This window comes from Flavobacteriales bacterium, from assembly GCA_021296215.1.
In the GTDB taxonomy this organism is placed as follows: domain Bacteria; phylum Bacteroidota; class Bacteroidia; order Flavobacteriales; family ECT2AJA-044; genus ECT2AJA-044.
This window is the reverse complement of record JAGWBA010000014.1, coordinates 1-25,514: the sequence shown is the minus strand read 5'-3', so window position 1 is coordinate 25,514 and position 25,514 is coordinate 1. Positions and strand designations below refer to the sequence as shown.

Annotated in this window: 21 protein-coding genes; 12 read left to right on the top strand and 9 right to left on the bottom strand. The window is 49.0% G+C overall.

Annotated elements, in window-relative coordinates; all coding sequences use genetic code 11:
- Positions 1 to 2: 2 nt before the first annotated feature.
- The 5 genes from pruA to J4F31_03940 form a co-directional block, all read right to left on the bottom strand.
- Entirely contained in the window at positions 3 to 1,628 is a 1,626-nt protein-coding gene (pruA, locus tag J4F31_03960; GenBank protein ID MCE2495726.1) for an L-glutamate gamma-semialdehyde dehydrogenase, read from the bottom strand.
- Between the two features lie 75 nt (positions 1,629 to 1,703).
- Positions 1,704 to 2,090: a Co2+/Mg2+ efflux protein ApaG gene (apaG, locus tag J4F31_03955; GenBank protein ID MCE2495725.1), complete on the bottom strand. Its 387-nt coding sequence runs from the start codon at positions 2,088 to 2,090 to the stop codon at positions 1,704 to 1,706.
- 160 nt (positions 2,091 to 2,250) lie between these two features.
- Positions 2,251 to 2,754, bottom strand: a complete 504-nt coding sequence (locus tag J4F31_03950; protein MCE2495724.1) for a hypothetical protein — start codon at positions 2,752 to 2,754, stop codon at positions 2,251 to 2,253.
- 161 nt (positions 2,755 to 2,915) lie between these two features.
- Entirely contained in the window at positions 2,916 to 3,368 is a 453-nt protein-coding gene (locus tag J4F31_03945) for a DUF3667 domain-containing protein (protein MCE2495723.1), read from the bottom strand.
- A gap of 22 nt (positions 3,369 to 3,390) precedes the next feature.
- The gene (locus J4F31_03940; protein MCE2495722.1) at positions 3,391 to 4,689 is read right to left on the bottom strand and encodes a DUF5103 domain-containing protein; all 1,299 of its coding nucleotides are present in this window, start codon (positions 4,687 to 4,689) and stop codon (positions 3,391 to 3,393) included.
- 118 nt (positions 4,690 to 4,807) lie between these two features.
- On the opposite strand from J4F31_03940, the gene J4F31_03935 reads away from it, so the two are divergent.
- From J4F31_03935 to J4F31_03905, 7 genes are read left to right on the top strand one after another with little or no spacing between them, the layout of a single operon-like run.
- Positions 4,808 to 6,160, top strand: coding sequence for a Na(+)-translocating NADH-quinone reductase subunit A (locus J4F31_03935; GenBank protein ID MCE2495721.1), 1,353 nt, complete (start codon positions 4,808 to 4,810; stop codon positions 6,158 to 6,160).
- A 13-nt stretch (positions 6,161 to 6,173) separates the two neighbouring features.
- Complete coding sequence (locus tag J4F31_03930) at positions 6,174 to 7,358, top strand: NADH:ubiquinone reductase (Na(+)-transporting) subunit B (GenBank protein MCE2495720.1); 1,185 nt, start codon at positions 6,174 to 6,176, stop codon at positions 7,356 to 7,358.
- Positions 7,359 to 7,362: 4 nt separating this feature from the next.
- Entirely contained in the window at positions 7,363 to 8,094 is a 732-nt protein-coding gene (gene nqrC, locus J4F31_03925; GenBank protein MCE2495719.1) for an NADH:ubiquinone reductase (Na(+)-transporting) subunit C, read from the top strand.
- Positions 8,095 to 8,099: 5 nt separating this feature from the next.
- On the top strand, positions 8,100 to 8,813 hold the full coding sequence (locus tag J4F31_03920; protein ID MCE2495718.1) for an NADH:ubiquinone reductase (Na(+)-transporting) subunit D: 714 nt from the start codon (positions 8,100 to 8,102) through the stop codon (positions 8,811 to 8,813).
- 10 nt (positions 8,814 to 8,823) lie between these two features.
- Positions 8,824 to 9,441, top strand: coding sequence for an NADH:ubiquinone reductase (Na(+)-transporting) subunit E (gene nqrE / locus J4F31_03915; GenBank protein MCE2495717.1), 618 nt, complete (start codon positions 8,824 to 8,826; stop codon positions 9,439 to 9,441).
- A gap of 20 nt (positions 9,442 to 9,461) precedes the next feature.
- Positions 9,462 to 10,718 (top strand): NADH:ubiquinone reductase (Na(+)-transporting) subunit F, encoded by a 1,257-nt coding sequence (gene nqrF / locus J4F31_03910; protein ID MCE2495716.1) that lies wholly within the window; start codon positions 9,462 to 9,464, stop codon positions 10,716 to 10,718.
- 50 nt (positions 10,719 to 10,768) lie between these two features.
- Positions 10,769 to 11,776 (top strand): FAD:protein FMN transferase, encoded by a 1,008-nt coding sequence (locus tag J4F31_03905; GenBank protein MCE2495715.1) that lies wholly within the window; start codon positions 10,769 to 10,771, stop codon positions 11,774 to 11,776.
- A 25-nt stretch (positions 11,777 to 11,801) separates the two neighbouring features.
- Here the strand turns inward: J4F31_03905 and J4F31_03900 are convergent, their stop codons facing one another.
- Together J4F31_03900 and murB are read right to left on the bottom strand one after the other, a co-directional pair.
- Positions 11,802 to 12,008, bottom strand: a complete 207-nt coding sequence (locus J4F31_03900; protein ID MCE2495714.1) for a membrane or secreted protein — start codon at positions 12,006 to 12,008, stop codon at positions 11,802 to 11,804.
- Between the two features lie 39 nt (positions 12,009 to 12,047).
- Positions 12,048 to 13,085 (bottom strand): UDP-N-acetylmuramate dehydrogenase, encoded by a 1,038-nt coding sequence (gene murB, locus J4F31_03895; protein MCE2495713.1) that lies wholly within the window; start codon positions 13,083 to 13,085, stop codon positions 12,048 to 12,050.
- 86 nt (positions 13,086 to 13,171) lie between these two features.
- Here murB and J4F31_03890 point away from each other — a divergent pair, with 86 nt between their 5' ends.
- On the top strand, positions 13,172 to 14,284 hold the full coding sequence (locus J4F31_03890; protein MCE2495712.1) for a glycosyltransferase: 1,113 nt from the start codon (positions 13,172 to 13,174) through the stop codon (positions 14,282 to 14,284).
- Positions 14,268 to 15,455 (top strand): glycosyltransferase, encoded by a 1,188-nt coding sequence (locus J4F31_03885; GenBank protein ID MCE2495711.1) that lies wholly within the window; start codon positions 14,268 to 14,270, stop codon positions 15,453 to 15,455. Before J4F31_03890 ends, J4F31_03885 begins: the two co-directional genes overlap by 17 nt.
- Here the strand turns inward: J4F31_03885 and J4F31_03880 are convergent.
- Positions 15,364 to 16,059 (bottom strand): ATP-binding cassette domain-containing protein, encoded by a 696-nt coding sequence (locus J4F31_03880; protein ID MCE2495710.1) that lies wholly within the window; start codon positions 16,057 to 16,059, stop codon positions 15,364 to 15,366. The two genes, J4F31_03885 and J4F31_03880, sit on opposite strands and share 92 nt — an antisense overlap.
- Positions 16,060 to 16,192: 133 nt before the next feature.
- Here J4F31_03880 and J4F31_03875 point away from each other — a divergent pair, with 133 nt between their 5' ends.
- The 3 genes from J4F31_03875 (at position 16,193) to gyrB (ending at position 23,079) form a co-directional block, all read left to right on the top strand.
- Complete coding sequence (locus tag J4F31_03875) at positions 16,193 to 19,288, top strand: tetratricopeptide repeat protein (GenBank protein MCE2495709.1); 3,096 nt, start codon at positions 16,193 to 16,195, stop codon at positions 19,286 to 19,288.
- Position 19,289: 1 nt separating this feature from the next.
- Positions 19,290 to 20,951, top strand: a complete 1,662-nt coding sequence (locus J4F31_03870; GenBank protein ID MCE2495708.1) for a TonB-dependent receptor — start codon at positions 19,290 to 19,292, stop codon at positions 20,949 to 20,951.
- A 178-nt stretch (positions 20,952 to 21,129) separates the two neighbouring features.
- Positions 21,130 to 23,079: a DNA topoisomerase (ATP-hydrolyzing) subunit B gene (gyrB, locus tag J4F31_03865; protein MCE2495707.1), complete on the top strand. Its 1,950-nt coding sequence runs from the start codon at positions 21,130 to 21,132 to the stop codon at positions 23,077 to 23,079.
- A 92-nt stretch (positions 23,080 to 23,171) separates the two neighbouring features.
- Here gyrB and J4F31_03860 read toward each other — a convergent pair whose 3' ends face one another.
- Positions 23,172 to 25,310, bottom strand: coding sequence for a gliding motility-associated C-terminal domain-containing protein (locus J4F31_03860; GenBank protein MCE2495706.1), 2,139 nt, complete (start codon positions 25,308 to 25,310; stop codon positions 23,172 to 23,174).
- Positions 25,311 to 25,514 lie beyond the last annotated feature (204 nt).

Sequence of the window (25,514 nt, the reverse complement as noted above, 5' to 3'; positions counted from 1 at the left end):
ATCTATCCCATGAAGGGGTAACGGTAATCGGTAGGTGGAACAAAGGTCTCCTTGATCGTACGAGCACTGACCCAACGCATGAGGTTCATCATTAACCCCGCCTTGTCGTTGGTTCCCGATCCGCGAGCACCACCAAAGGGCTGCTGACCTACTACGGCACCGGTGGGTTTGTCGTTGATATAGAAGTTACCCGCACAATCGACCAATGCATTGGTCGCCTCTTCGGCAGCGTAGCGGTTGTTGCTGAAAATAGCTCCCGTTAAGGCATAGGGAGAGGTCTCGTTGACCAGCTTCAGCATATCGTTCCATTCCGCATCTTCGTACACGTAAACGGTCAAAACCGGACCAAAGAGTTCCGTTTCCATGGTCGTGTACTTTGGGTTGGGCGTCAAAATGACGGTAGGCTCAATAAAGTAGCCCACGCTTTTGTCGTGGCCTCCACCGATGATCACTTCGGCGTCGGAATCTTCCTTGGCGCGATCAATATAACCTGCGAGCTTGTCGAACGCACCTTCGTGAATGACCGCATTGACGAAATTCTTGAAATCGAGTGGTGATCCCATGTCAAAGCTGTCGACCTGCTCCTTCAGGATCTCCAGCATTTGTGGAGCTTTTGAAGCGGGTAGGTAAGCGCGTGACGCCGCTGAACACTTTTGACCTTGGAACTCGAATGCTCCGCGAGCCATCGCAGTAGCCACTTCGGTCGCATCAGCACTCGGGTGGGCCACGATGAAGTCTTTTCCGCCGGTTTCACCCACGATACGCGGATAGCTGCGGTACGTGTCTATGTTTCCACCGATCTGCTTCCAAAGGCCTTTGAACACCGAAGTCGATCCCGTAAAGTGAATTCCTGCGAAATCGGGATGACTTAGCAGGGTTTCTGTGATCATGGCAGGGTCTCCGTATACTACGTTAATGACTCCGTCCGGAACCCCGGCCTCTTTGAAGAGATCGAGAATGATCCGCGTGCTGTATACTTGACTATCCGATGGTTTCCAGATGTTCACATTACCCATCAGGGCTGCAGATGCCGGAAGATTCGCCGCAATTGAAGTGAAGTTAAAAGGAGTGATAGAGTAAACGAAACCTTCGAGTGGACGATACTCCATGCGGTTCCACATTCCCGGAGCCGAGTCGGGCTGGTCTGAGTAGATCTGAGCCATGTACTCCACGTTGAATTTGAAGAAGTCGACCAACTCACAGGCTGCGTCGATCTCCGCCTGGAACGCGTTCTTACTTTGACCGATCATCGTCGCGGCATTGATCTTGGCGCGGTGCGGACCGGCCAATAGATCGGCGGCTTTCAAGAAAATGGAAGCGCGATGCTCCCAGCTCAATTCGGCCCATTGCTTACGCGCGGCCAAGGCCGCTTCAATAGCTTGTTCTACATGTTTTTTTTCGGCTCGGGAATACTTCCCAACTACCTTGGCATGATCGTGAGGCGGACGAATATCGACCTCGTCGGAAGTGCGGACCTCCTTACCTCCAATGACCATAGGTATATCGGCTATCTCCGACATTTGACGTTTCAATTCGGCTTCTAATTCTGCTCGCTCTGAAGTGCCGGGAGCATAGGATAATACCGGTTCGTTGGTCGCGACCGGCACATTGAAAAATCCTTTAAGCATGATATGATTTTTAAGTTCGCAGTGTAATGAGCCACAAACTTATGAAACATCAGGGTCAAAATCGGTCGCCTGAGGTCAGTTCATTCGTTGTGGTGCGATCAGTTGAAAGAGGGGGATGGCCACTTCGAAAAAATTTCCGGTCACCAGATCTCTCATTCGATAGGCTCCGCGCATGTAGCCAATTCCCGATCGCAAGTGACATCCACTTTGATAACTGTGCGACTCGCCCGGGGACATCTCGGGCTGAAGTCCAATAACTCCGTCGCCTTCCACTTCGGTCGGTGCCGCACCACTGTCCCAGATGTTCCATTGTCGGCGAAGCAACTTCACTGCACGATCTCCTTGGTTGGTAATGGTAACGTGGTAATGAAACACCCAAAGGGGCCCGTCCGAGCTCACGAAGCGGCCTTTGTATTGGGTCTCTACAGAGATCTTGATTCCCGATGTAATTCGCGTTACCACGAATCAAGTATAGCAATTATCAGTAAAGGAGAAAAACGACTCCGAAGGCAAGTAAGAAAAACACCGTACCGAAAACCAAAAAGCCCAAGTTCACGAGTACGAACTTCAACGCGGTTTTGATCCATCCTTGTTTGTAGAATCGCTTCATCGCTAATAAAGCTTACACGATGAAAAGGAGCATTATGGGGCCATTCAAATCTAATTCGGGCCAACTAAAATTGATCAACCACTGCAAGATCAACATGATGAAGAAAACGGTCTGAACGTGGACCGGGAAGATGAGATGCTCAATGTAAAAATAGTCGCGCCGTATGTACACGGCCCAGAAGGAGAGCGCAAAAAGCGGAAGAAAAAGGAAAATGATGATGGGCAACTTGCCCACGAAATAGTTCAGGAACTTGTTCCATTCCAGAGTTCGTCCTTTTTGAAGCTCGATATACATCAGACGATTCCAGCGACTGTTCTCAAGTTCTAGGTAATCTAGTCCTGTGATAACATCGACCGTATCGTGATCTTCAATGAATCGGTTGATTCGCCCCAAGGTCTCGTCTTCCTCAAGGTAGTAGCCCTTGGGATGTAAGTAGGGTCCATCATTGGGGATGGTGTCCCAAGTGGGCTTAATGGACTTCAGTTCTTCATCCAGTTGAGCCTGTGCTGAATCCAATGCATCGTTGGTTCATTCGCTAGTGCCAAAGCCCGGTTTCGAGGTTGAAGAGCTTTCTGTTTTAGCCGTATCGGCAACTTCTGACCGGCTTAGGGAAATAGGAGCGAATACGGCCTGATTTTGAGTATTCTCAAGATCCTTTTCAAGTTTTTTTCTGCATCCTAATCGTTGATGATGAAGTTTTGGTCGGAGCTATCGAACCGAATGGTGGTTTTGTTGTTTTCATTGATACGCACCAGGCCTAGCTCGGGTCGGCCCAAGAGGTTACTCAAACTAATGAGCGAGAAATAAACGATTGAAATGGTTAGGTATATCCTAATCGGGTGAACGTACTGTTGTCGTTTTCCCTCGACGAACTCGCGCGTTAGTTTTCCCGGTTTTGTGAGAAGCGGGATAAGGGAATGAATGGCCCGGTTATCTACTGAGAAGTAGCTTTTAAAGCTCTCGGAAATGACATCCCAAAAACTCAGCCGGCGCTGGTTGTTCCGTTGACCGCAATAATGGCAATAGTTCTCTTTGTATTCGAGGGGTGTACCGCAATTCAGGCACTCCTCACCTTTGAGAGCGGGCCGGTTATCCGGTAAAATCGTGAGTTCTTCGTTCTTCTTTGCCACCTACCGAAGATAAACATTCGGTTCAATAAAACTCCGTAGCATTTACCGACGAGAAACCAACGAGTCTATCGTACCGCTGGCCCATTTCGCGGTGATAGACCAACACGGAGTACTGGTTCTCGGTCTCGTAATGAGTTCCTTCAATAAAGGAGGGATCGACCTTGGCATTACCGTCGCGAACCAGCACGTATTCGTAGTTGTAGTAGCCTTGCTTCAGCAGGATTTGAGCTTCATAGGCCCCGCGACGGTAATTGTAGCGCATCATGTACTTTGGGTCTATTCGCCAATCGCTTAGTCCTCCGTACACATAAATATTGCCTTCGTCGGTTGGTTCGGGCATGAAAAGCCTAAAATGCGTCATGGCGTAATCGGCATCGATGTGCGGATTACGGTCGCGAACATTTCGGATCACCCTTTGACCATTGACATCTGGCCAAAAGCTGTAGGTCTTGAATCGCCTGGGTTGATCGGGCGTGACCAGTACCTGAAAAAGGGTGTCGAATTTTATTTGGCTCACTCTCGATTGAAAGGTAATGAGGTCTTTGGTGTCGAAGTACCTGTATTCGTTTCCGCCTAAGAAGAGGTTTTCGTATTCGTAGTTGTACGATAGCGATCCATCGCGAACGAATAGCGGTTGAAGGTTGTATATGGCATTATCCCAGCGACGGTTTTGAACGAGCACCACGTGTAGATCTTGAAAAGGATAGGGGATGTTGTATCCTCTGTGATTCAATTCGAAGTCGACCTCTTGATATTCGTCCCGGTATTCGACCACGGTTGGTCGGCGCACTTGCATGGGGACAGACACAATAGGTTCCCAGATGATGAATCGACGGGTAAGGACCACCTGATTCGGGTCGTTGTTCGCGTACACTTTGAGTAGGTAATTACCCGATTTAAGAAAGCGAACATTGCTATTCGGGAATTCGAGTTGATAGTGTGTGTATGGGACGATCGTGTTAAAGGAAAAGGCGTAATTGTCGATAAAGTTGTCGCCAAAACCAACGAGGTATTCTTGTTTGGACAATTGAGAGGGGGTCCAGTCGAAATTACAATGTATAAAGGTATACGAATAGCGCTGAAAGTCTCCCACCAAGTCATCGAAATGTAACCTCATTCGACCTCCTTGGCCCAGACGCATCATTGGGAAGCCCAAACTATCCTTAACGTTGTACAAAAGCACCGTTTCGATGTACTCCTGGTAAACGAAGTCATCATAGCGCATCTCTTGGTCGTCATTGAACGCGGGATATGCATCGGGCCGAGAGGCCCAGGAAAAAAAGGTAAAGCTCACTAAAAGCAGAGACAGCAGTCGCTTCATAAACGTTTTAATTAGGCGCTGTGTGACGCGGCGCACAAAATAGTGGTAAAAGTTAAAAACATTGGCCTTTTTTAATAATTTTGCCGTCCCTTTTAGAGCGAATTAATTCCATATTTCAATGTCTAAAGACATTAAGATTAAGCGTGGGGTCGACATCAAGCTCGTTGGAGCAGCCGACAAAGTGTACGGCGATGTGTCTCCTTCAGAAACCTACGTGATCAAGCCCACTGATTTTCATGGTGTCGTTCCGAAACTCCTCGTAGCTGAGGGCGATGAGGTGCTTGCCGGAGATCAACTATTCTACAGTAAAGACGAGGAACGCGTGCGTTTTACCGCTCCCGTGAGTGGCGAGATCGCAGAAATCAAACGCGGTAATAAGCGAAAGATTTTAGAGGTCAAGATTTTGGCCGATAAAGAAGTTCGCTATAAGCAGTTCGAAACCGGAGCTCAGGCCGATCTCAGCAAAGAGAAGGTGACCGGGTTGATGCTCGATGCAGGATTGTGGCCCATGTTGCGCCAGCGTCCCTACGACGTAACCGCAAATCCGGATGATGCTCCCAAAGCGATTTTTATTTCGGCATTCGATAGCGCCCCATTGGCTCCCGATTACGACTTCATGCTCGAAGGTCGCGAAACCGATTTTCAGGCCGGTATCGATGCTTTGAGCTGTTTGACCGAAGGGAAAATTCACCTTTCGGTTCGCGGTAAAAGTGCTCCTGCCAAAGTGTTTACTGAAGCTAAAGGCGTTGAGCGACACAATGTAACGGGTCCTCACCCGGCAGGAAACGTCGGAATCCAGATCCACCACATAGACCCTATCAATAAAGGTGAGGTCGTATGGTATGTGAATCCTCAGGATGTCGCTACAATCGGACGATTCTTCGCGGAAGGAAAATACGATGCATCTCGCACGATCGCCGTCGCCGGATCCGAGGTGAACCAAGCGCGTTACTTCAAGGTTGTAACGGGAGTACAGTTGTCTAGGATGCTCGAAGGAAATCTGAAAGAAGGAAATATTCGCGTGATCTCGGGTAATGTCCTGACCGGTTCCAAGGTGGGTGCAGATGGATATCTCGGTTTTTACGATCATGTAGTCACTGCTATACCGGAAGGGGATGAACCCGAATTGTTTGGTTGGATCGCCCCTGGATTCGATAAATTCAGTATTTCTCGTGCCTTCCCCTCGTGGATGATGCCGGGTAAGAAGTATGCGCTCGATACCAACATGCACGGTGAAAAACGCGCATTCGTGGTAACCGGGGAGTACGAAAGAGTATTACCGATGGATATTTATCCGCAGCAGCTTCTCAAGTCGATCATGGTCGGCGATGTAGAAGCGATGGAGCAGTTGGGTATTTACGAAGTGAGTCCAGAAGACTTTGCGCTCTGCGAAGTGGTTTGTACTTCGAAAATGGATCTACAGAAGACCATTCGCGAAGGTTTGGACACCATCAAACACGAAATGTCATAAAGAAATAAGGACGATGAAGAAGCTATTGCGCAATTTCTTTGACGGTATAAAGCCCAACTTCGAGAAGGGCGGAAAATTCGAGAAGTTCCACCCGGCACTCGATGCATTCGAAACGTTCGTTTTTGTTCCGGGCGAAACGACCCACAGCGGTGCTCACATTCGCGACGGAATCGATCTGAAGAGAACGATGTTCTTCGTGATCATAGCGCTCGTACCGTCGTTGTTGTTCGGAATGTACAACATTGGATTCCAGCATTACTCTCAACTCGGTGAAGAATTCACTTTGATGAGTGCATTCTTGTTCGGTCTGTGGAAAGTACTCCCCATGATCGTAATCTCCTATGGAGTAGGTCTTGGAATCGAGTTCTTGTTCGCCATTATTCGCGGCCACCAGGTCAATGAAGGGTACCTCGTAACGGGAATGTTGATTCCCTTGATCATGCCGGTTGACTTGCCCTTGTGGATGTTGGCCGTCGCCGTCGTATTTGCCGTGATCATCGGTAAAGAGGTTTTCGGTGGAACCGGTATGAACATCTTGAACCCCGCACTGACCGCGCGTGCATTTCTGTTTTTCGCCTACCCGACGTACATGTCCGGAAACGCGGTATGGGTGGCCGATGCCGGTACTGTGGATGCGATTTCGGGTGAGACTATTTTGGGCGGCCTCGCGGCCGCAAAGGAAGTTTTGTCTCAGGCCGCCGCCGGGACTGGCTATGACAGCTGGACCCCAATGGAGGCGTTTCTTGGACTTATCCCGGGTTCAGTTGGTGAAACGAGCACCTTGGCCATTATACTCGGTGCGGCATTCTTGCTTTGGACTGGAATCGGAAGCTGGAGAATCATGTTGAGCGGATTGTTGGGAGCATCTCTTATGGGACTCATCTTCAATGCGTTCTCGGTGAACTTGCTCATGGCCACACCGTGGTACGAGCACTTGGTGATCGGTGGTTTCGCATTCGGATTGGTTTTTATGGCCACTGATCCGGTTTCTGCTGCACAAACCACCAAAGGAAAGTGGATCTACGGATTCTTGGTAGGATTCTTCGCAATCATGATTCGCGTATTCAACCCTGCTTATCCCGAAGGAATTATGTTGGCCATTTTATTGATGAACGTCTTTGCGCCGCTCATCGACCACTACGTGGTTCAAGCCAATGTTAAAAAGCGCATGAAACGAATGAACACTGCAAAAGCTTAAGACCATGGCAGTAGACGTTAATAAGAATAGTTACACCTTCATCTTCGCAACTGCGATGGTGGTGGTCGTAGGAGTCATTCTCTCCGCAGCGGCGATCAGCTTGAAGCCCATGCAGGATAAGAACATTGAGAATGAAAAGAAACAAGATATTCTCTCCACCATCGGTTTCGATAAAGGTGAGACTTCTCGCGAGAAGGCTGCGGAGATCTTCCCCGAGTTCGTAAAGCGCCAGATCGTGTTGAACGTGAGTGGAGAGGAAGTGGAAGGTGAGGCCTTTAAGATCAATCTCGCTAAGCAAGTTAAACTGCCTCGCGAAGAGCAAACTTGGCCGTTGTACATCGCCGAGAAAGATGGAAAGACCTTCTACGTCGTTCCTTTGCGAGGTAAAGGTTTGTGGGGTCCTATCTGGGGCTATATCTCTTTGGAAGATGATCTCAACACCATTTACGGTGCTAGCTTCGACCACAAAACAGAAACTCCGGGTCTCGGTGCCGAGATCAACAAAGGCTTTTTCCAAGATCAATTCGTTGGAAAAAAGATCTTCGATAACGGAGAATTCGTGAGTGTAGCGGTCGTTAAAGGCGGCGCCTCTGGACAATACGAAGTTGATGGAATTTCGGGCGGAACCATCACCAGTAATGGTGTGGACAACATGCTCGAAGACTGTATCTCTTTTTACTTGCCTTACTTCGATAAGATTGAAGGTGGGCAAATGACGATGAACGCACAAGAATAACGACTATGAGCACAGAAGTGAAAGAAGTCGCTGAAGAGACCACCGAAACCAAGGTGACCGAAAAGGAAGGCCTCTTCTCCAAGAAAAATAGAAAACTCCTCACCACGCCGTTGAACGACGACAATCCGATCACCGTGCAGGTATTGGGAATTTGTTCAGCGCTTGCCATAACGGTGAAACTAGAGCCTGCGATCGTAATGTCGCTCTCCGTATTCTTCGTTTTGGGCGTTGGTAACGTGGTGATCTCGATGCTTCGGAACTTGATTCCGAACCGAATTCGAATCATTGTTCAGTTGGTCGTAGTGGCCAGCTTGGTGATCTTGGTTGACCAAGTATTGAAGGCCTTCGTTTACGACGTAAGCAAACAGCTATCAGTTTTTGTTGGGTTGATCATTACCAACTGTATCATCATGGGACGTTTCGAAGCCTTTGCTCTGGGTAACAACCCGTGGCGCTCATTCCTCGATGGAGTAGGTAACGCCGCAGGTTATGCCTGGATATTGATCACAGTCGCCTTCTTCCGCGAACTATTTGGAAGCGGTCAGTTGTTCGAGATCAATATTTTCGGAAATGCCACTGCAGGTAGTGAATCAGGCCTTTATACCATGGGATACGTAAACAACGGACTCATGTTGTTGCCGCCCATGGCTCTGATCACCGTGGGAATCATCATTTGGGTGCAGCGCGCCCGCAATCGCCAACTGATCGAAGAAAACTAAGATTACGACCATGCAAGAACTCGTTAACATATTCGTCAAGTCGATCTTTGAAGACAATATGATCTTCGCCTACTTCTTGGGTATGTGTTCGTACCTGGCTGTATCGAAGACGGTAAAAACCGGTGTTGGATTGGGTGCTGCCGTGATCTTCGTTTTGGGGATCACCGTTCCGATCAACTGGTTACTCGAAAACTATATTTTGAAAGAAGGAGCCTTAAAATGGCTCGGACCAGAGTTTGCAACCGTTGACTTGAGCTTCCTCTCCTTCATCATGTTCATCGCCGTAATCGCCTCTATGGTTCAGCTGGTGGAGATGGTCGTTGAAAAGTTCGCTCCTGAACTATACGGTGCATTGGGGATCTTTTTGCCACTTATCGCCGTAAACTGTTCTATCCTCGGGGGAGCACTATTTATGCAAGAGCGTGATTATCCCACCATCATCGAGGCAACTGCTTTTGGCTTGGGCTCTGGAGTGGGCTGGTTCTTGGCCATCGTGGCCATTGCTGCTATCCGAGAAAAGATTCGCTACAGCAATGTGCCTGCACCTCTTCGCGGATTGGGTATTACCTTCATCATCACTGGATTGATGGGTATTGCCTTCATGAGTTTTATGGGAATCGAATTGTAAATCATCAGACCTCTTAAAGGATGCTTTTAAGTACACTCACCATAGTATCGACCGTTGTCGCTTTCGCCATCATCATCATGTTGTTGGTGTCGGTGCTTTTGACGGCCAAAGCAAAACTGGCTCCTTCCGGACCGGTAAAGTTGAGTATCAACGGAGAAAAAGAAGTTGAAGTAGAGTCGGGAAGTACTTTGCTCAGCACATTGGGTAACAACAAGATCTTTTTGCCGTCGGCGTGTGGAGGTGGTGGTACCTGTGCTATGTGCAAATGCCAGGTGCTCGAAGGAGGGGGAGAAATCCTCCCTACCGAAAAGCCGTACTTCACTCGTAAAGAAATTCAGGAGAACTGGCGCTTGGGCTGCCAGGTGAAGGTGAAGAACGATATGAAGATCAAAGTTCCTGAAGAGATCTTCGGTATAAAGAAATGGGAATGCGAAGTCATTTCAAATGATAACGTAGCCACCTTCATTAAGGAGTTCGTTGTAAAGTTGCCCGAGGGGGAAACACTGGATTTCCAATCAGGAGGTTATATCCAAGTAGACGTGCCGCCTATCGAAGTAGACTTCAGTAAAGACCTCTACAATATCGGGGAAGAGTATAAGTCTGACTACGATAAATTCGGTATCTGGGATCTCATGATGAAGAACGACGAGGAGATCTTCCGCGCTTACTCCATGGCGAATCACCCAGCTGAGGGAAACATCGTGATGTTGAATATCCGTATCGCCACTCCGCCTTGGGATCGCGCCAAGAATAAGTGGATGGATGTAAATCCCGGAATTTGTTCTTCGTACGTATTCTCTCGAAATCCGGGTGATAAGGTGACCATTTCTGGTCCTTACGGTGAATTCCACATCAAGGACACTAAGAAAGAGATGTTGTACATCGGAGGTGGTGCCGGAATGGCTCCATTGCGTTCGCACATCTTCCATTTGTTCCACACCGAAAAGACCCGTAATCGCAAGGTGTCGTACTGGTACGGTGGTCGTTCTAAACGCGAACTCTTCTATACGGAAGACTTCCGTCAGATCGAGAAGGAATTCGACAACTTTAGCTACCACATCGCATTGAGTGAGCCAATGCCCGAAGACAATTGGGACGGTTACACAGGCTTCATTCACAACGTGGTACTCGAAAACTACTTGAAACACCACCCGGAACCAGAAGAGATTGAGTTTTATCTCTGTGGACCACCGATGATGAACGCGGCGGTCTTCAAGATGCTCGACGATCTGGGTGTGCCGGATGAGAACATCGCCTTCGACGACTTCGGGGGCTAAAGAACAAAAAGGGGCCTCGGCCCCTTTTCTTATTTGCGAACTTTACCGTCATGAAAAGTCTATTGCACGTTGTATTGATCGGCCTCTTGGGGCTCGTAGCCTGTACCGTTCGACCCGAAGGTCAACTTGTACGCTACCAAGGCGATGCCCAAGGCACCACCTATCAGATTACTACAGTAGTCAGCGATCCGGAAACATCGTTCGAGAGCGAGATCGATTCTATTTTCAAAGCGGTCGATCAAAGCATGAACCCTTGGTACGGTGCATCACTCATCAGCCGACTGAACGAAGGAGACACCGCGGTTCGAGTTGACGAGCTTTTTATCGAAGTCTTTGAAGCCTCGAAGGCGATCCATAAGGCCACGGATGGACGATTCGATATAACGGTCGGAGCATTGGTAAACGCCTATGGTTTCGGTCCTAAAGGCCCTTCGCGGCTCGATAGCGCCCAGGTCGATAGTATGATGAATTACGTGGGACTGGATAAAGTGCGCATTCAAAACGGGAAGGTTATAACCGACCCGGTCGGAATCGTATTTGACTTCAATGCTATTGCGCAAGGTTACACAGTTGACCTGTTGGCCGAATTCCTCGAAAGTAAAGGGATAGGCGATTACCTTGTCGAAGTAGGAGGTGAGCTCCGGGCAAAAGGGGTGAATCTCGAAGGGCGTGTGTGGCGAATTGGTATCGATAAACCCGTTAAGGAGCGAGGTGAGGATCCTTTTCAGGCCATTGTTGCTCTGCAGGGCAAATCATTGGCCACCTCAGGAAATTACCGCAAGTTTCGGGCCGATGAAACCACGGGTCAAAAGTATGTACATACCATTGACCCGACTACGGGATACACAGTACAACAAAACTTGCTCAGTGCAACCGTCGTAGCCGATGAAGCTATGGCAGCCGACGGTTTCGCAACGGCCTTCATGGTCTTGGGTCTAAAGAAGTCCATCGAACTGGTCGAAACCCGGACAGACCTCGAAGCGATGTTCGTTTACAGTAATGAAAAAGGGAAGTGGGAAGTTTATCAGTCGCCCGGCTTTGAAAACCTGATCCGATAAAAATCGCCCTGACAGGAATTAGGTATTATGCCTCAGTGACAACCTCTTCCTTGCGGCACTGCTGACCGGGAGCAGCACCACAAATACTGCACGACTCACCTTCCTTGTTCAAAAAGGGCGAATTACTCGCGCATGTACCCGAGAACTCTCCATCCTTCTTTCCCCAGATCTTGATCGCCAATCCGGCGATTCCAAGGGCCAAAAGCCCAACGGCAAGTAATATGATCTTCAACATGAGCGTCTCGATTTTTGAGTGTACAAAGATACGAAATTACACTGGTCCTCGAGGGCCAATGAAGTTGACTTCGGCCTCCAGTTCGACTCCGAACTTCTCTCGAACATCGTCTTGGATGTCCCGGGCCAACGCTGCAATTTCAACGCCTTTGGCTGCTCCGTAGTTCACGAGTACGAGCGCTTGGCGAGCATGCACCCCCGCATCGCCCCGACGATAGCCCTTCCAGCCTAAAAAATCGATCAACCAACCCGCCGCTATTTTATAATTACTGCCTGCGGCAGGATACGCAACCAGCTCGGGGAAATCGGCCTTTAAGGATCGGTATTTGGACTCGCTCACTATCGGGTTCTTGAAGAAACTCCCACTATTCCCTATCTCCTTGGGATCGGGCAATTTGCTCTGACGTATAGCGATCACCGCGTCGCTGACTTCTTTGATGGTCGGTGTTCCCTCAACGCCCATGGCCTTGAGTTGCTCCTGAATCGCTCCGTACTGCGTATTAACAACAGGATTCTTGCTCAGCTTAAAGGTCACTGATGTGATGACGTATTTACCTTTTAAGGGTCCTTTGAAAACACTCCAGCGATAGTCGAAGGCACACTCTTGGGGAGTAAAGGTGCGCAGGTCGCCAGTAGCTATTTCGAGGGCATCACAGCTCACGAAAGTACTTTTAACTTCGACTCCATATGCGCCGATGTTTTGAATAGGAGCTGCTCCGACCGAGCCCGGGATCAGACTCAGATTTTCTAATCCGCCCAGCCCGCGTTCTATGGTCCACAGCACGAACTGATGCCAAACCTCACCTCCCCCGACTTGCACCAAGGCAGAATCATCGTCCTCATCGACGATCTCTACTCCCTTGATCTCATTTCGCAAAAGGGTACCCTCGAAATCAGTGGTCAGCAGCATATTGCTTCCACCGCCCAGGATCATCAACGGTTCGTTGAGCAAATCGATTTGTTCGAGCGCTCGCCGGAGTTCCTGCCTAGAGGTGAAACGCCCGAGACGTTTAGCCTGAGCTCGCAGGCCAAAGGTATTGAGCGCTTGTAAGTCGGCCTTGAGTGTCCAATTCATGGCGACAAAGATATACATCCGCCCGCCAGGGCGATACATTAAGTGACTGTTAAGAATTGCCTATTTTTGCGACCAAACTGCAGGGAGTGAAGCGAGCGATCGTATCCGTGACGAATGATTTAAGTACCGATCAGCGTGTGCACAAGACGTGCATGGTACTGCGCGAGCGAGGATTTGACGTGCTTCTGGTAGGGAGAAAGCTGCCCGACAGTCTGGAGCTCGACCGCCCTTACGAGACGCATCGCATGCGCCTTTTCTTCAACAAGGGCTTTGCTTTTTACGCTGAATACAACTTTAGACTCTTCGTTTTTCTCTTGATTCGACGCGCTCAATTGCTTTGGAGTAACGACTTGGATACGCTTTGGCCGAATTTTTGGGTGAGCCGGCTCAAAGGTGAGCCATTGGTTTACGACACCCACGAATATTTCACCTGTGTTCCGGAGCTCGAGAGTCGCCCGAAAGTTCAGGCAGTTTGGAAGCGAATAGAGAAGAATATTTTCCCACGCCTGAATCATGTAATTACTGTAAATCAGAGTATTGCACGCCTTTATGAGGAGGAGTATGGAAAAAGTTTGACCGTGGTGCGAAATATACCTCCGCGATTCGACGTTAAAACGGCGAACTCTCGCCGAGACTGGGGTCTACCCGACGAAGGAACCGTGTTCATTTTGCAAGGAAGCGGAATCAACGTGGACCGAGGCGCGGAAGAAGCCGTAGAAGGCATGGCGCAAGTGGAGACAGCACATTTGGTGATCATTGGCGGGGGCGACGTTCTGGACATTCTGAAGTCGAAAGTAGAAGAGTTGTCCTTGTCTGACCGGGTACATTTTTACCCGCGAATGCCATACGAGCGCATGATGCAGTGCACGCAGATCTGCGATGTAGGTTTAACCTTGGACAAAGACACGAATATCAATTATCGCTTCAGTTTACCGAACAAGCTCTTTGATTACTTGCAAGCCGGTATCGCCGTCATAGCTAGTGGCGTGGTCGAGGTGAAACGAATAGTGGAGAAGTACGAATTGGGGGCCATTATTCCGAGTCACGACCCGTCGGACATCGCCTGGGCCATGCAGCGCTTCGTGCGCAATCATGAATACCTTAGTGCCTGTAAAGCTAAGGCACGCGAAGCCGCAACTGAATTGCACTGGGATCATGAGAAAAAGAACCTAACCCAAATCATTGACCGTTTTGCCTAAGCCCAAGCACGTTCATTTAATTTCCTTCGATATTCCTTGTCCGGCCAATTACGGCGGGGTCATTGATGTATTCTACAAAGTTCAAGCCTTGTACAACGAAGGAGTTCAGGTGCATCTACACTGTTATGAATATGGTCGTAAGCACTCCGAGAAGCTAGAGTTGCTTTGCGCTGAAGTGCATTATTATCCACGGAAAGTGGGCCGGAGCAACTTATTCAAACGCCGTCCGTATATCGTCGTCAGCCGGAATTCAAACGAATTGATCGACCGGTTGAACCAAGATGATTATCCAATAATCTTTGAAGGAGTTCACTGCTGTTACTATTTGGCTCATCCTGACTTGGCGGATCGCACCCGCATTCTGCGCAGCCACAATATCGAGCACGAATACTATTTGAATTTGGTCGAAGCCGAATCGAACCTTTTCAAGAGATTGTATTTTCAGAATGAGGCCACTAAACTTGAGCGTTTTGAGGAGGAACTGGAGCACGCAACTGCTGTTGCAGCGATCTCAGCTCCGGATGCGGAGTACTTCAGTCGACGATTCCCGAATATGGAGGTCGCTCATGTTTCAGCTTTTCATGCTCATCAGGCAGTAGAAAGCTTGGAAGGACGAGGAAGCTACGTATTTTATCACGGAAACCTCGGAGTTTCCGAAAACCACCGTGCAGCCATGTTCTTGATCGACGAGGTATTCAACGATCTAAAGATTCCTTTCGTCATTGCCGGAAGCGATGCTCAACCCGAGCTTAAGGCGGCTGTGGAACAGCACGATCATATTCGGCTGGAGAACGACGTGCCTACGGAACGCATAGAAGACTTGATTAGAAATGCACACATTAACGTGCTTCCTACCTTTCAAGCCACGGGAATTAAGTTGAAATTATTATCTGCCCTTTACCTGGGGCGCCATTGTGTTGTGAATACGCCAATGGTGGAGGGTACTGGGCTCGAGGAATTATGCCATGTTGCCCAAGACTGTGGTGACTTCTCGAAACTGATTCGCGACCTGATGCAAGAACCTTCTCAACAAGATACCATGAGGGCAGAAGTTCTTGAACGCAATTTCAGCAATAGGTCTACGCTTCGTTCTCTTTGGCCCCTGCTGTTCGAAGATCCGATACCTGACCACTCTCGCACTTTAGAATACGCGAAGGAAATTTGCGAATAAGGCTGTAGTCGTGTGTTGCCATGAAAATGGCTCGTCCCGTTTTACTGATGTCCCAAAGGAGTTTCATAATCTCCTCTGATGTGATGGGGTCTAGATTACCCGTGGGCTCATCTGCCAAGATCAATTCCGGATCGTTGAGCAAAGCCCGCGCAATGGCGATACGTTGCTGTTCACCTCCCGATAGTTGGAAAGGCATTTTGAATCCCTTGGTTTCCATGCCCACCTTTTTCAAAACATCCTCAATACGCTCTTCCGCTTTTGCCTTGTCGGTCCAACCCGTGGCTTTGGTCACGAAAAGCAGGTTTTCATGAACATTCCGGTCGGTAAGGAGCTGAAAATCCTGAAATACGATACCGATCTTGCGGCGGAGAAATGGGATGTCCTTCTCTCGCAAAGTCGATAGATCGAATCCGGCCACTTCGCCTTGACCCTGATTGAGTTCGAGGTCTCCGTAAAGAGTTTTGAGCAGAGACGACTTTCCGCTACCGGTCTTTCCGATCAAATAAACGAAAGCTCCTTTTTCAATTTCGAAGTTTACATCGCTGAGTACGAGGCTTACGCGTTGGTAGATGGAGGCCCGGTTTAGGGAAATGAGTACGTCCATGTGACTTTGGATTCAAATTTGGGCTAAAATAATAATAAACAGACGGCGTTTGATAACTATCTCAATCCGCAAGCCCCCTCCGCATGTTACTATTGTACTTTAGCTTCGCCAATACTGTACCGAGCAGATTGATATGAAACACTTAAAAGGGCTATTGTTGGGTGCTGCCGTTGTCTTGACCATTGGTCAAGGCCAAGCTCAACAAACCGAGATACACACACATCCATACGAGGCTTACGACCGAGCGAGAGTGCTGTTCGATAAGGGACAATTCGTTCAAGCGAAAAATCAATTCACCAAGGTGATCGAGTCATCCCCGGAACCGCATTCCGAAATTCGAATCGATGCCGAATATTACCACGCCATTTGTGCGCTCGAATTGCAGCAGCGCAATTCAGAGCACGAAGTCGAAGAGTTCGTTCGAGCACATCCGGCTTCACCAAGGGTCGATGAGATCACGTGGCATACGGCGAACCACTACTTTGGCCGCCGAAAGTACAATGACGCTATCGATTGGTACGAAAGGTTGGATCCGCGAATTCTGGCTCGTGCAGAGCGTCCCGAGTATCACTTTAAATTAGGATACAGCTACTTCATGCGCGAGAAGTTCGAAGAGTCGAAACCTCACTTGTTGGAGGCTGTCGAGTCCAAAAGCGAATATCGTTCTTCAGCGATCTATTACTACGGCCATATAGCGTACTCCGAAGGGAAGACCGCCAGCGCCCTCGAGTATTTTGAGAGCTTGCGGGGCGATCCGAATTTTGGACCCATCGTTCCCTACTATATCACCCAGATCTACTACGACCTGGAGTCATGGGAGGAATTGGCTACAAGCGGCGAATCACTCCTAGCGTCGGCTACCGAGAAACGCGCCCCGGAAGTGGCAAGGCTTATCGGAGAGGCTCATTATCACCTTGGCGAATACGAAGTAGCACTTCCATACCTTCAGCGTTATAGAGAAGAGGGGCCAAGAATGAAGGATGAGGATTACTACCAGCTCGGTTATACTTATTACCGAACTGAATCCTACGATGAAGCTATTGGCGCCTTCAATAAAATTGTCGATGCACGCGATTCACTGGCTCAAAATGCCTATTTCCATTTAGCTGATTGCTATCTTAAAAAAGATCAGAAGAGTGAGGCCTTGAACGCCTTTGAATCTGTTGCCAAGTTAAACTTCAATCCCGACCTTACAGAAACTGCTCGATTCAACGTAGCCAAATTGAGTTACGAGGTCGGAAATCCATATCAGAATCCAGGTCGTGAATTGCAGGCATTTATTGATGATTACCCCGAATCGGAATACTTTGAAGAAGCATCTACATACTTGGTAAATGCGTACCTAACGACCAAGGATTACGGACGTGCTCTGGAGAGCTTGGAGCGATTGGGACCGAGGAATCGACAACTCCAAAGCGCTTATCAAAAGATCGCTTTTAACCGTGGTATAGAGTTTTTTAACAACCGCATGTGGCAAAATGCGATCAACCTTTTCAGTAAGAGTTTACGGTACCCTATCGATCGTACCATGGAAGCGGAGTCGTACTACTGGATGGCCGAAGGGTATTTTCAGCAGAAGCGATACGATGAAGCACGAGTGGCATACACCGATTTTCGCGTTACTCCCGGGGCTACTACAAGTCCTCTTTTCAACCGATCACGGTATGGGCTGGGCTATGTTTACTTCCAATCCAAAGATTACAATAACGCCGCCACTCAATTTCGTAAATTCGTGGATGAGGCCAACAATGAAAATGAACGCCTAATACACGACGCTCAACTTCGCATTGGCGATAGCTACTTCGTTACCAAAGGGTATTTCACGGCCAACCGCTTTTACGAAGCTGCGGCAGCCACGGCCGGACCCGATGTAGATTACGCTTACTTTCAAGCGGCACTGTGCCAAGGACTCCTGGGTAACAACCAGGCCAGGATCAATCAGTTGCAGTCACTCATCCAAGAGCAGTCCGAGAGTCAATATATCGACGACGCGCTGTACGCGCTAGGGAAAAGCTACATGCAGAGCGAGCAAAACGATTTGGCCGTTCAAACTTTCCAACGGGTATTGGATGATTATCCGGATTCGTATTATGGGCGCAAGTCACTCATGAATCAAGGGTTGATCCACTACAATATCGGGGCGAATGAAGCCGCACTGATCAAGCTGAGAGAAGTGGTCGATCGTTACCCTAATTCTCCGGAGGCGAACGAAGCCATTTCCGTCGCGGAAAAGATCTACATCGACCTGGGAAATATAGAAGCCTATGCCGACTGGGTCAAGGGACTCGACTTTACCAATATCACCGATGCCGAATTGGATAGCTTGAGCTTTGACGCGGCCTACTTGAAGTACACTCAAGGCGATTGTAACAAGACCTTACCCGCGCTCAATCAGTATCTACAGAAGTACCCGAGTGGGATCTTCCACCTCGACGTTCACTACTACCGTGCGCAATGTCGCTACCGGGTAGACGACCTAAGCGGTGCCTTGGAGGACTACGAGTTCTTGGCCATGGCGAAGAAGAATAAATACTCTGAAGAGTCCTTGTTGCAGTCGAGCTATCTGTACTTCAGTCGGAAGAACTGGGAAATGGCCTTGGAGCGTTACGCTGTTCTGGAACGCCAAGCGGCCTACCCCGAGAATCGCCGTACCGCGGTGATCGGACTCATGCGAACGAATTTCAAGCTCGAAAAGAGTGAGCAATCGGTTCAATACGCGAATCGCGTACTGCGTATGGACAAACTCGATGTCGACCTGGAGCAGGAAGCGCACATTATCTTGGCCAAGAGCGCCATTAAGTCCGGTGACCGCGAGGTGGCCCAACGCGAGTTCCTGTGGGTCGAAGACAAAGCGGCCAACGTCTTCCGCGCAGAGGCAAAGTACTACCTCGCTGAATTGGAATTCGATGCGGGCAACTACGAAGAGAGTCAAAAGCGCATTTTCGATCTGTTACAGAATATGCCATCGTACCAGTTCTGGGGGAACAAAGCCTTGATCTTATTGGCGCGTAATTACTGGAAACTCGATGATCTGTACCAAGCGAATTTCACCTTGGATCAGATTCTACAGCGAAGCAATAACGACGAGATCTTAGCCGAGGCACAGCGATGGAAAGAAGCTATCGTGCGCGCTCAAGAGCGTCAGATCGAAGAGAAACAGCGCATCGTGATCGACACCCTACAGATCGAGATGCCCGACGATATGGAGGAACAGGAAAATGAAGAATAAGATGAAAAGATTGGTTTTCCTCAGCATATTAACGATTTGCGTCTACGGCGCGATGGCACAACCCGGCGACCTGGGAACCGAGGAGATAACGGTGGTCAAAGAGTACGATCCAACGCTTTCGGATGTTGTAAAGCTCCAGTATTTCCCTTCGCTGAAGAACACGAATCCGGAGCCACTAAACCTCCAGTACAGCATTCGTCCTTTGGAGTACGAAACTCGTTTTACACCAGAGCCAATAGCTCCTGCGCGCATAAGTCGCACCAAGCTCGATAAACTGTACAAGAACTACCTCGAAGTGGGCTTTGGAAATTACACGACACCGTACGTGCATTTCAGTCATTCGAGCCGTAGAAACCGAAATTGGTCGGGCGGAGTTTACGTGCGCCACTTGAGCTCTCAAGGAGGGATCAAGGATTACGCCTTCAACGGGTTTGCACAGAACAACGTCGGGGTGTTCGGCCATAGGTACTACAGCGGCCTTAACCTGGGCGGTCGTTTGTACTACGATCACGATCGTATTCACTACTACGGAAATGTCGCGGAGGATATTGAGAAGGATAGTATTCGCCAAGACTTTCACACGGTCGGAGCGGAGTTCGAGCTCAAGAGTTCCAAAGATCGCGATGAGGTGGTCTTAGACTGTGTGGAAGTGAAATACATGCGCTTCTTTGATGCCGCTGATGGGGCGGAAAACAATCTGCAATTCTTAGCTGAGATCTCTACGCCTGTGAGAGAAGTACTTTTTAGGCTCGATGTGGATGCGCGGTACTTGAACACGGCCTTCGACACTTTGGCACAAGACTATTTTATATTCGGGATTCGCCCTCGGATCGAGAGTCAGTATGGGGATCTACATTTTACGCTGGGTATACATGCTTACTTAACAGGAGACCTTACTGCTGAATCGACCCGCGCGAACTTGTTTCCGCAGATCGATGTGACCTACAATGTGGTTGACGATATCCTGATCGCTTATGGTGGATGGGACGGACGCTTGATGCCGAACAGTTACCGCAGTTTAACTGAGCAGAACCCCTTCATCACGGATTATTTTCAGCCTGAGATCACTGTTCAGAAGGGGCGCATCTTCGCGGGGTTGAAGGGAGCGCTGAGTTCACAGGCGAGCTTTAATGTAAAGGCTCAGTTCGCATCGTATAGCGACTACGTATTGTTCTACAATAATCCGTACAGTCCGGTAGTTGGCGATCTCGACACCAACAAATTCAAGATCATTTACGATGAAATGGGTGTATTTACAGTGGCCGGCGAGGTGTTCTTCCAAACGGGTGATAAATTCACGGCCGGACTCCGAGGTGCGTTCAATAGTTACTCCCCGGAGAACTTTGCGGCGGCTTGGAACCTTCCATCGCTTCAATTGACCGCATTGGGTAAGTATCTCATTGGCGACAAGATCTATGTGGACTTGGAGGCCTTTTTAGTGGGGGAGCGACAAGTACTACCCGCCAACTTGGCGGGCGTACCCAATGACCGCGAGGTATTGCCTGCGTACGTGGATGTCAATCTCGGGCTAGAGTATCGCTATAGCGAGCTCTTGTCGGCCTTCTTGAGGTTAAACAACTTGACGGGGTCCAAGTACGAGCTGTGGCTCTATTACCCGGCTCAGCGATTCAATGTGCTGGGTGGCTTTACCTATCGATTCTGACCGGAACGGGAAGTTCCGCATCGGCCCGCGAGGGCCATATCCCAAAGGCTGTTGATAACTGCATTATAATTGTTGAAAAACTCAGTGTTTACGCGGGTTTCGGCGCGGTTTTAGGGGTTGAATTTACTATCTTTGTTAACCTAAGATTAAGACCTGACGAAACCTTAGAGTTCTTTCTATGAGTGATGAAATAAAGCCGAAAGAGTACGAGGCCGGGAGTATTCAGATTCTCGAAGGCATGGAAGCCGTGCGCAAGCGTCCGGCCATGTACATTGGAGATGCGGGGCAGAAGGGATTGCACCACTTGGTATACGAAGTCGTAGATAACTCCATCGATGAGGCCCTCGCCGGGCATTGTGATACGATCGATGTGACCATCCACGAAGACAATTCGATCAGTGTAAAGGATAACGGGCGTGGTATTCCGGTGGATATCCACCCGAAGGAGAAGCGTTCGGCCCTGGAGGTCGTCATGACCGTACTGCATGCCGGGGGTAAGTTCGACAAGGACAGTTACAAGGTATCCGGTGGTTTGCACGGGGTCGGTGTAAGTTGTGTTAACGCCTTGTCCAACGACCTGCACGCCATCGTGCACAAGAACGGAAAGGTTTACGAGCAAAAGTACAAGCGCGGGGTTCCTCAGGGGCCGGTCAAGGAAACCGGTACAACGGATACGCGTGGTACCATCGTCTACTTTAAGCCGGACGATTCCATCTTCGCCGAAACGGAGTACCGCTATGACATTCTCGTAGCGCGTATGCGCGAGCTGGCCTTCTTGAACAGGGGAATCACGTTGAACATCACCGATGAGCGCCGCACAGAAGAAGATGGAAGCTTTGTGAGCGATTCTTTCTTCAGTGAGGGAGGTCTCAAGGAATTCGTTGAATTCCTCGATGAGAACCGCGACAAGTTGCTTGAAGAGGTGATGTACATGGAGGGTGAGCGGAACGATATTCCCGTAGAGGTCGCCATGCATTACAATACCACGTTCAACGAGAATATCCACTCTTACGTGAATAACATCAATACCCACGAAGGGGGTACGCACTTGGCCGGATTCCGGAGAGCGCTTACTCGTACCTTGAAGAAGTACGCCGAAGATAGCGGCATGCTCGAAAAGGAAAAGGTAGAGGTGAGTGGTGACGACTTCCGCGAGGGTTTGACCGCCGTGGTTTCCGTAAAGGTTATGGAGCCTCAGTTCGAAGGTCAAACGAAAACCAAATTGGGTAACTCAGAAGTGAGCGGGGCTGTAGACCAATTGGTCGGTGAAATGCTCTCAAACTATCTTGAAGAGCATCCTAAATCGGCTAAAGTGATCATCCAAAAGGTTATTCTTGCAGCACGTGCTCGTCACGCCGCAAGAAAGGCCCGAGAGATGGTGCAACGCAAAAACGTGTTGACGGGTACCGGTCTTCCTGGAAAGCTGTCCGATTGTTCGGATAAAGATCCGGAAGCTTGCGAGATATTCCTCGTAGAGGGAGATTCGGCAGGTGGAACGGCCAAACAAGGCCGCGATCGAAAGTTTCAGGCCATACTCCCGCTTCGGGGTAAGATCCTCAACGTTGAAAAGGCCATGCAGCACCGCGTTTTTGAGAACGAAGAAATCAAGAACATCTTTACGGCTCTGGGAGTCACAATAGGTACAGAAGAAGATGAGCGTGCATTGAATATCGAGAAACTGCGGTACCATAAAGTCGTTATCATGTGTGATGCTGATGTTGACGGAAGCCACATATCGACTTTGATCTTGACCTTCTTCTTCCGCTACATGAAAGAACTAATTGAAGCTGGTTACATCTATATCGCCACGCCACCACTGTATCTCGTGAAAAGGGGAAGCAAAGAGCAGTATGCGTGGAACGATGACCAACGTGACCAACTGATGTTGGAAATGGGCGGTGAAGAGAAGAAAGGAGTCGGTGTTCAGCGCTACAAAGGTCTTGGAGAGATGAATGCTGAACAGCTATGGGAAACAACGATGCGTCCGGATGGCCGCACCCTGCGTCAAGTTTCAATAGACAGCGCAGCGGAAGCGGATCGCGTGTTTTCCATGCTTATGGGAGACGATGTTCCACCCCGACGTGAGTTCATCGAAAAGAACGCGAAATACGCGAATATCGACGTCTAATTTGGTTAGTTTTTATTGGAAGTCCCGCCGCCTACGGCGGGATTTTCATTTTTATCCCCTTCGAAGGAAGATCAGGATTCAAACGGTTTGACTTATCTGATCAGGGTAATGGTTCCTTTCTCCACAATCTCGCGTCCGCTGAACGTTCGGAAATACAATCGCCAAGTGAATACATCTTGCTTAGCTTCCGTTCCGGCGTTATCAACAGTACCGTTCCAACCGGTACTCAGATCACTCGATTCCCAGATCATTTGGCCGTTTCGACTGTAAATTTGAAACAAGTAGGTGGTCGGATCCGCTCCTAGGATAACTGGAAAAAACAATTCATTGGTTCCGTCCTGATTCGGTGTAAAGGCATTCGGAACATAGTAAAAGAATTCCTCAACAACGAATAGCGTTTTTGTGGTAATGCCTTCGCATCCCATGCTGTCAGTGACGGTCAGAGAAACCAAGTATTCTCCGTCCTGCTGATAGACATGCGTGACCACACTGTCTATTCCGCTTGACCCATCGCCGAATTGCCAAGTCCAGCTCGCAATGGCATCTGTAGTATCGTAGAATGTGGCATACGGATCTGCAGTATCAACCGAATCGGGTCCCACGATTCCCGGAATCGGTGCCTCATGGTAGGGTACAAAGTACTGACCGTAGGCCGTACATCCGTTGAGGTCGCTCACTGTTAGGTCGTAGAAGCCAGTCATTAAACCCGAAATTAAGGAGCCCGTTGAGCCATCACTCCACTCGTATAAATAGGGGGAGGTGCCTCCGGAGGCAGCCACTTCAATGAACCCATCAGCTCGACCGCAAGCTTCGGGAAGGCCTAAAATGGAATCAATAACAACCGCGAAATCCATGTTGCCAACTGTGAAGGTGTCAGTATGTACACAGCCCAAGGCGTCCGTACATATAAGACTATATACACCGGCGGTAACATTTGACAATGTGTCCGATACAGATCCGTTACTCCACAGAATTTGATAGGGCAGAACACCACCGGCTATGTTTGGAATAACCCTTCCTACGCCATTGTTGCATCGATCGTCTTCAACGACCGGATTAAAAAGCAGGCTGTCGGCCTCGAAAACGTCAACGGTATCACTGACCCAGCATCCTTCCTGATCAGTTAAGGTTACGAAATAGGTGCCGGCTGATATGTTCAATAGGTCGGCAGTGGTGTCTCCAGTGGACCATAAATAACTGAGGGGCACCGCATTTCCGGTCGATAATGAGGTGATGTTTCCCGTACTATCTCCTTTACAAATGACTGAGTCGACATCCCACAGTGGGTTCAAACCCGAGAACTGTATGTTTACAGTGTCCGATATTGTCTGTTGATTTCCGCAGATCAATACGCTGGCGTAGTACGTCATATTTCCAGGAGGAAGTACCTGAATGGTATCGCCAATACCTATGCTGGTTCCAGTTGAATCGAACCACTCAACGACGGGTGGAATATTACTGAAGACTGTCGGAGCAAAAGCGATGGGAAATGAAAAATATGACGTCCCTACTGGGAAAAAGGACATTCCATCCTGATTGACGGTCCAGGTCACCGGCGCAGTTGCCGTACCCGCATTTCGACCAGGAACTACCACAGTGAAAGACAAGTCTGAATTAGTCACTGCTTGTATCGCATGACCATAATTCCAATTGGTACAGAGAGGTTTGCTCTGAATATGCATTTCGATGTGGTTGTCGGCCTCGAACAGTTTAATTTGAGAACTAAAGAGTAGTCCGGTACAGCTGAACATGGGAGTTTCGCAAAAACCAGCAACGAATACCCGCTGTCCCGGTGGCCCGTATATTCCGTACATCACTGCATAGACCGGTGGAGGAGGAAATGGGGAAGGGTTTACATCTTGCCATGGCCCGAGGATGGCATTGGTGGGTGTGTTTCCCGCCGTGGGTGCTGGACCCGTAATGTCCCAGTTCGAATACCCGGTGGCTACCGTAGTGTCGAAAGTGATGTAGTTGTTCGAGCTGAAAACCAACTTATCGTACGTATTCCCGAAGAAAGTAAAATTGAATCCCAAAGCAATAACGTCCGAGTATTGATCGTCTGTTAGATTCGCCCCATTCGCGTAAACGAGGGTCGGAGCCACATGATCAACTTGAGCACCCAGAGTGACTGAGTCTGAACCGCATATGACCTGATCCAATCCCGCCCAAATTTGTGCGGGAACTGTGGCCCAAGAAAAGAGAAGAATAACAAGAAGAAGAGTTTTTTTCATGAATGGGTTTTTCGTAGGTCCATATGGCAAGGTTAAAAGTACCAAAATACACGAGAGAAATGGCCAATTCGTTGGTGTAACCCCCTAAACGTTTGTTAACTTTGTGGCCCCAAAATCAGAATAATAAAGGCATAAGACCGGAACAATTGGATAGATTTGTTCTGTAATGCCTGTAAAATATAGCAAACTCAGCGATTACAAAAT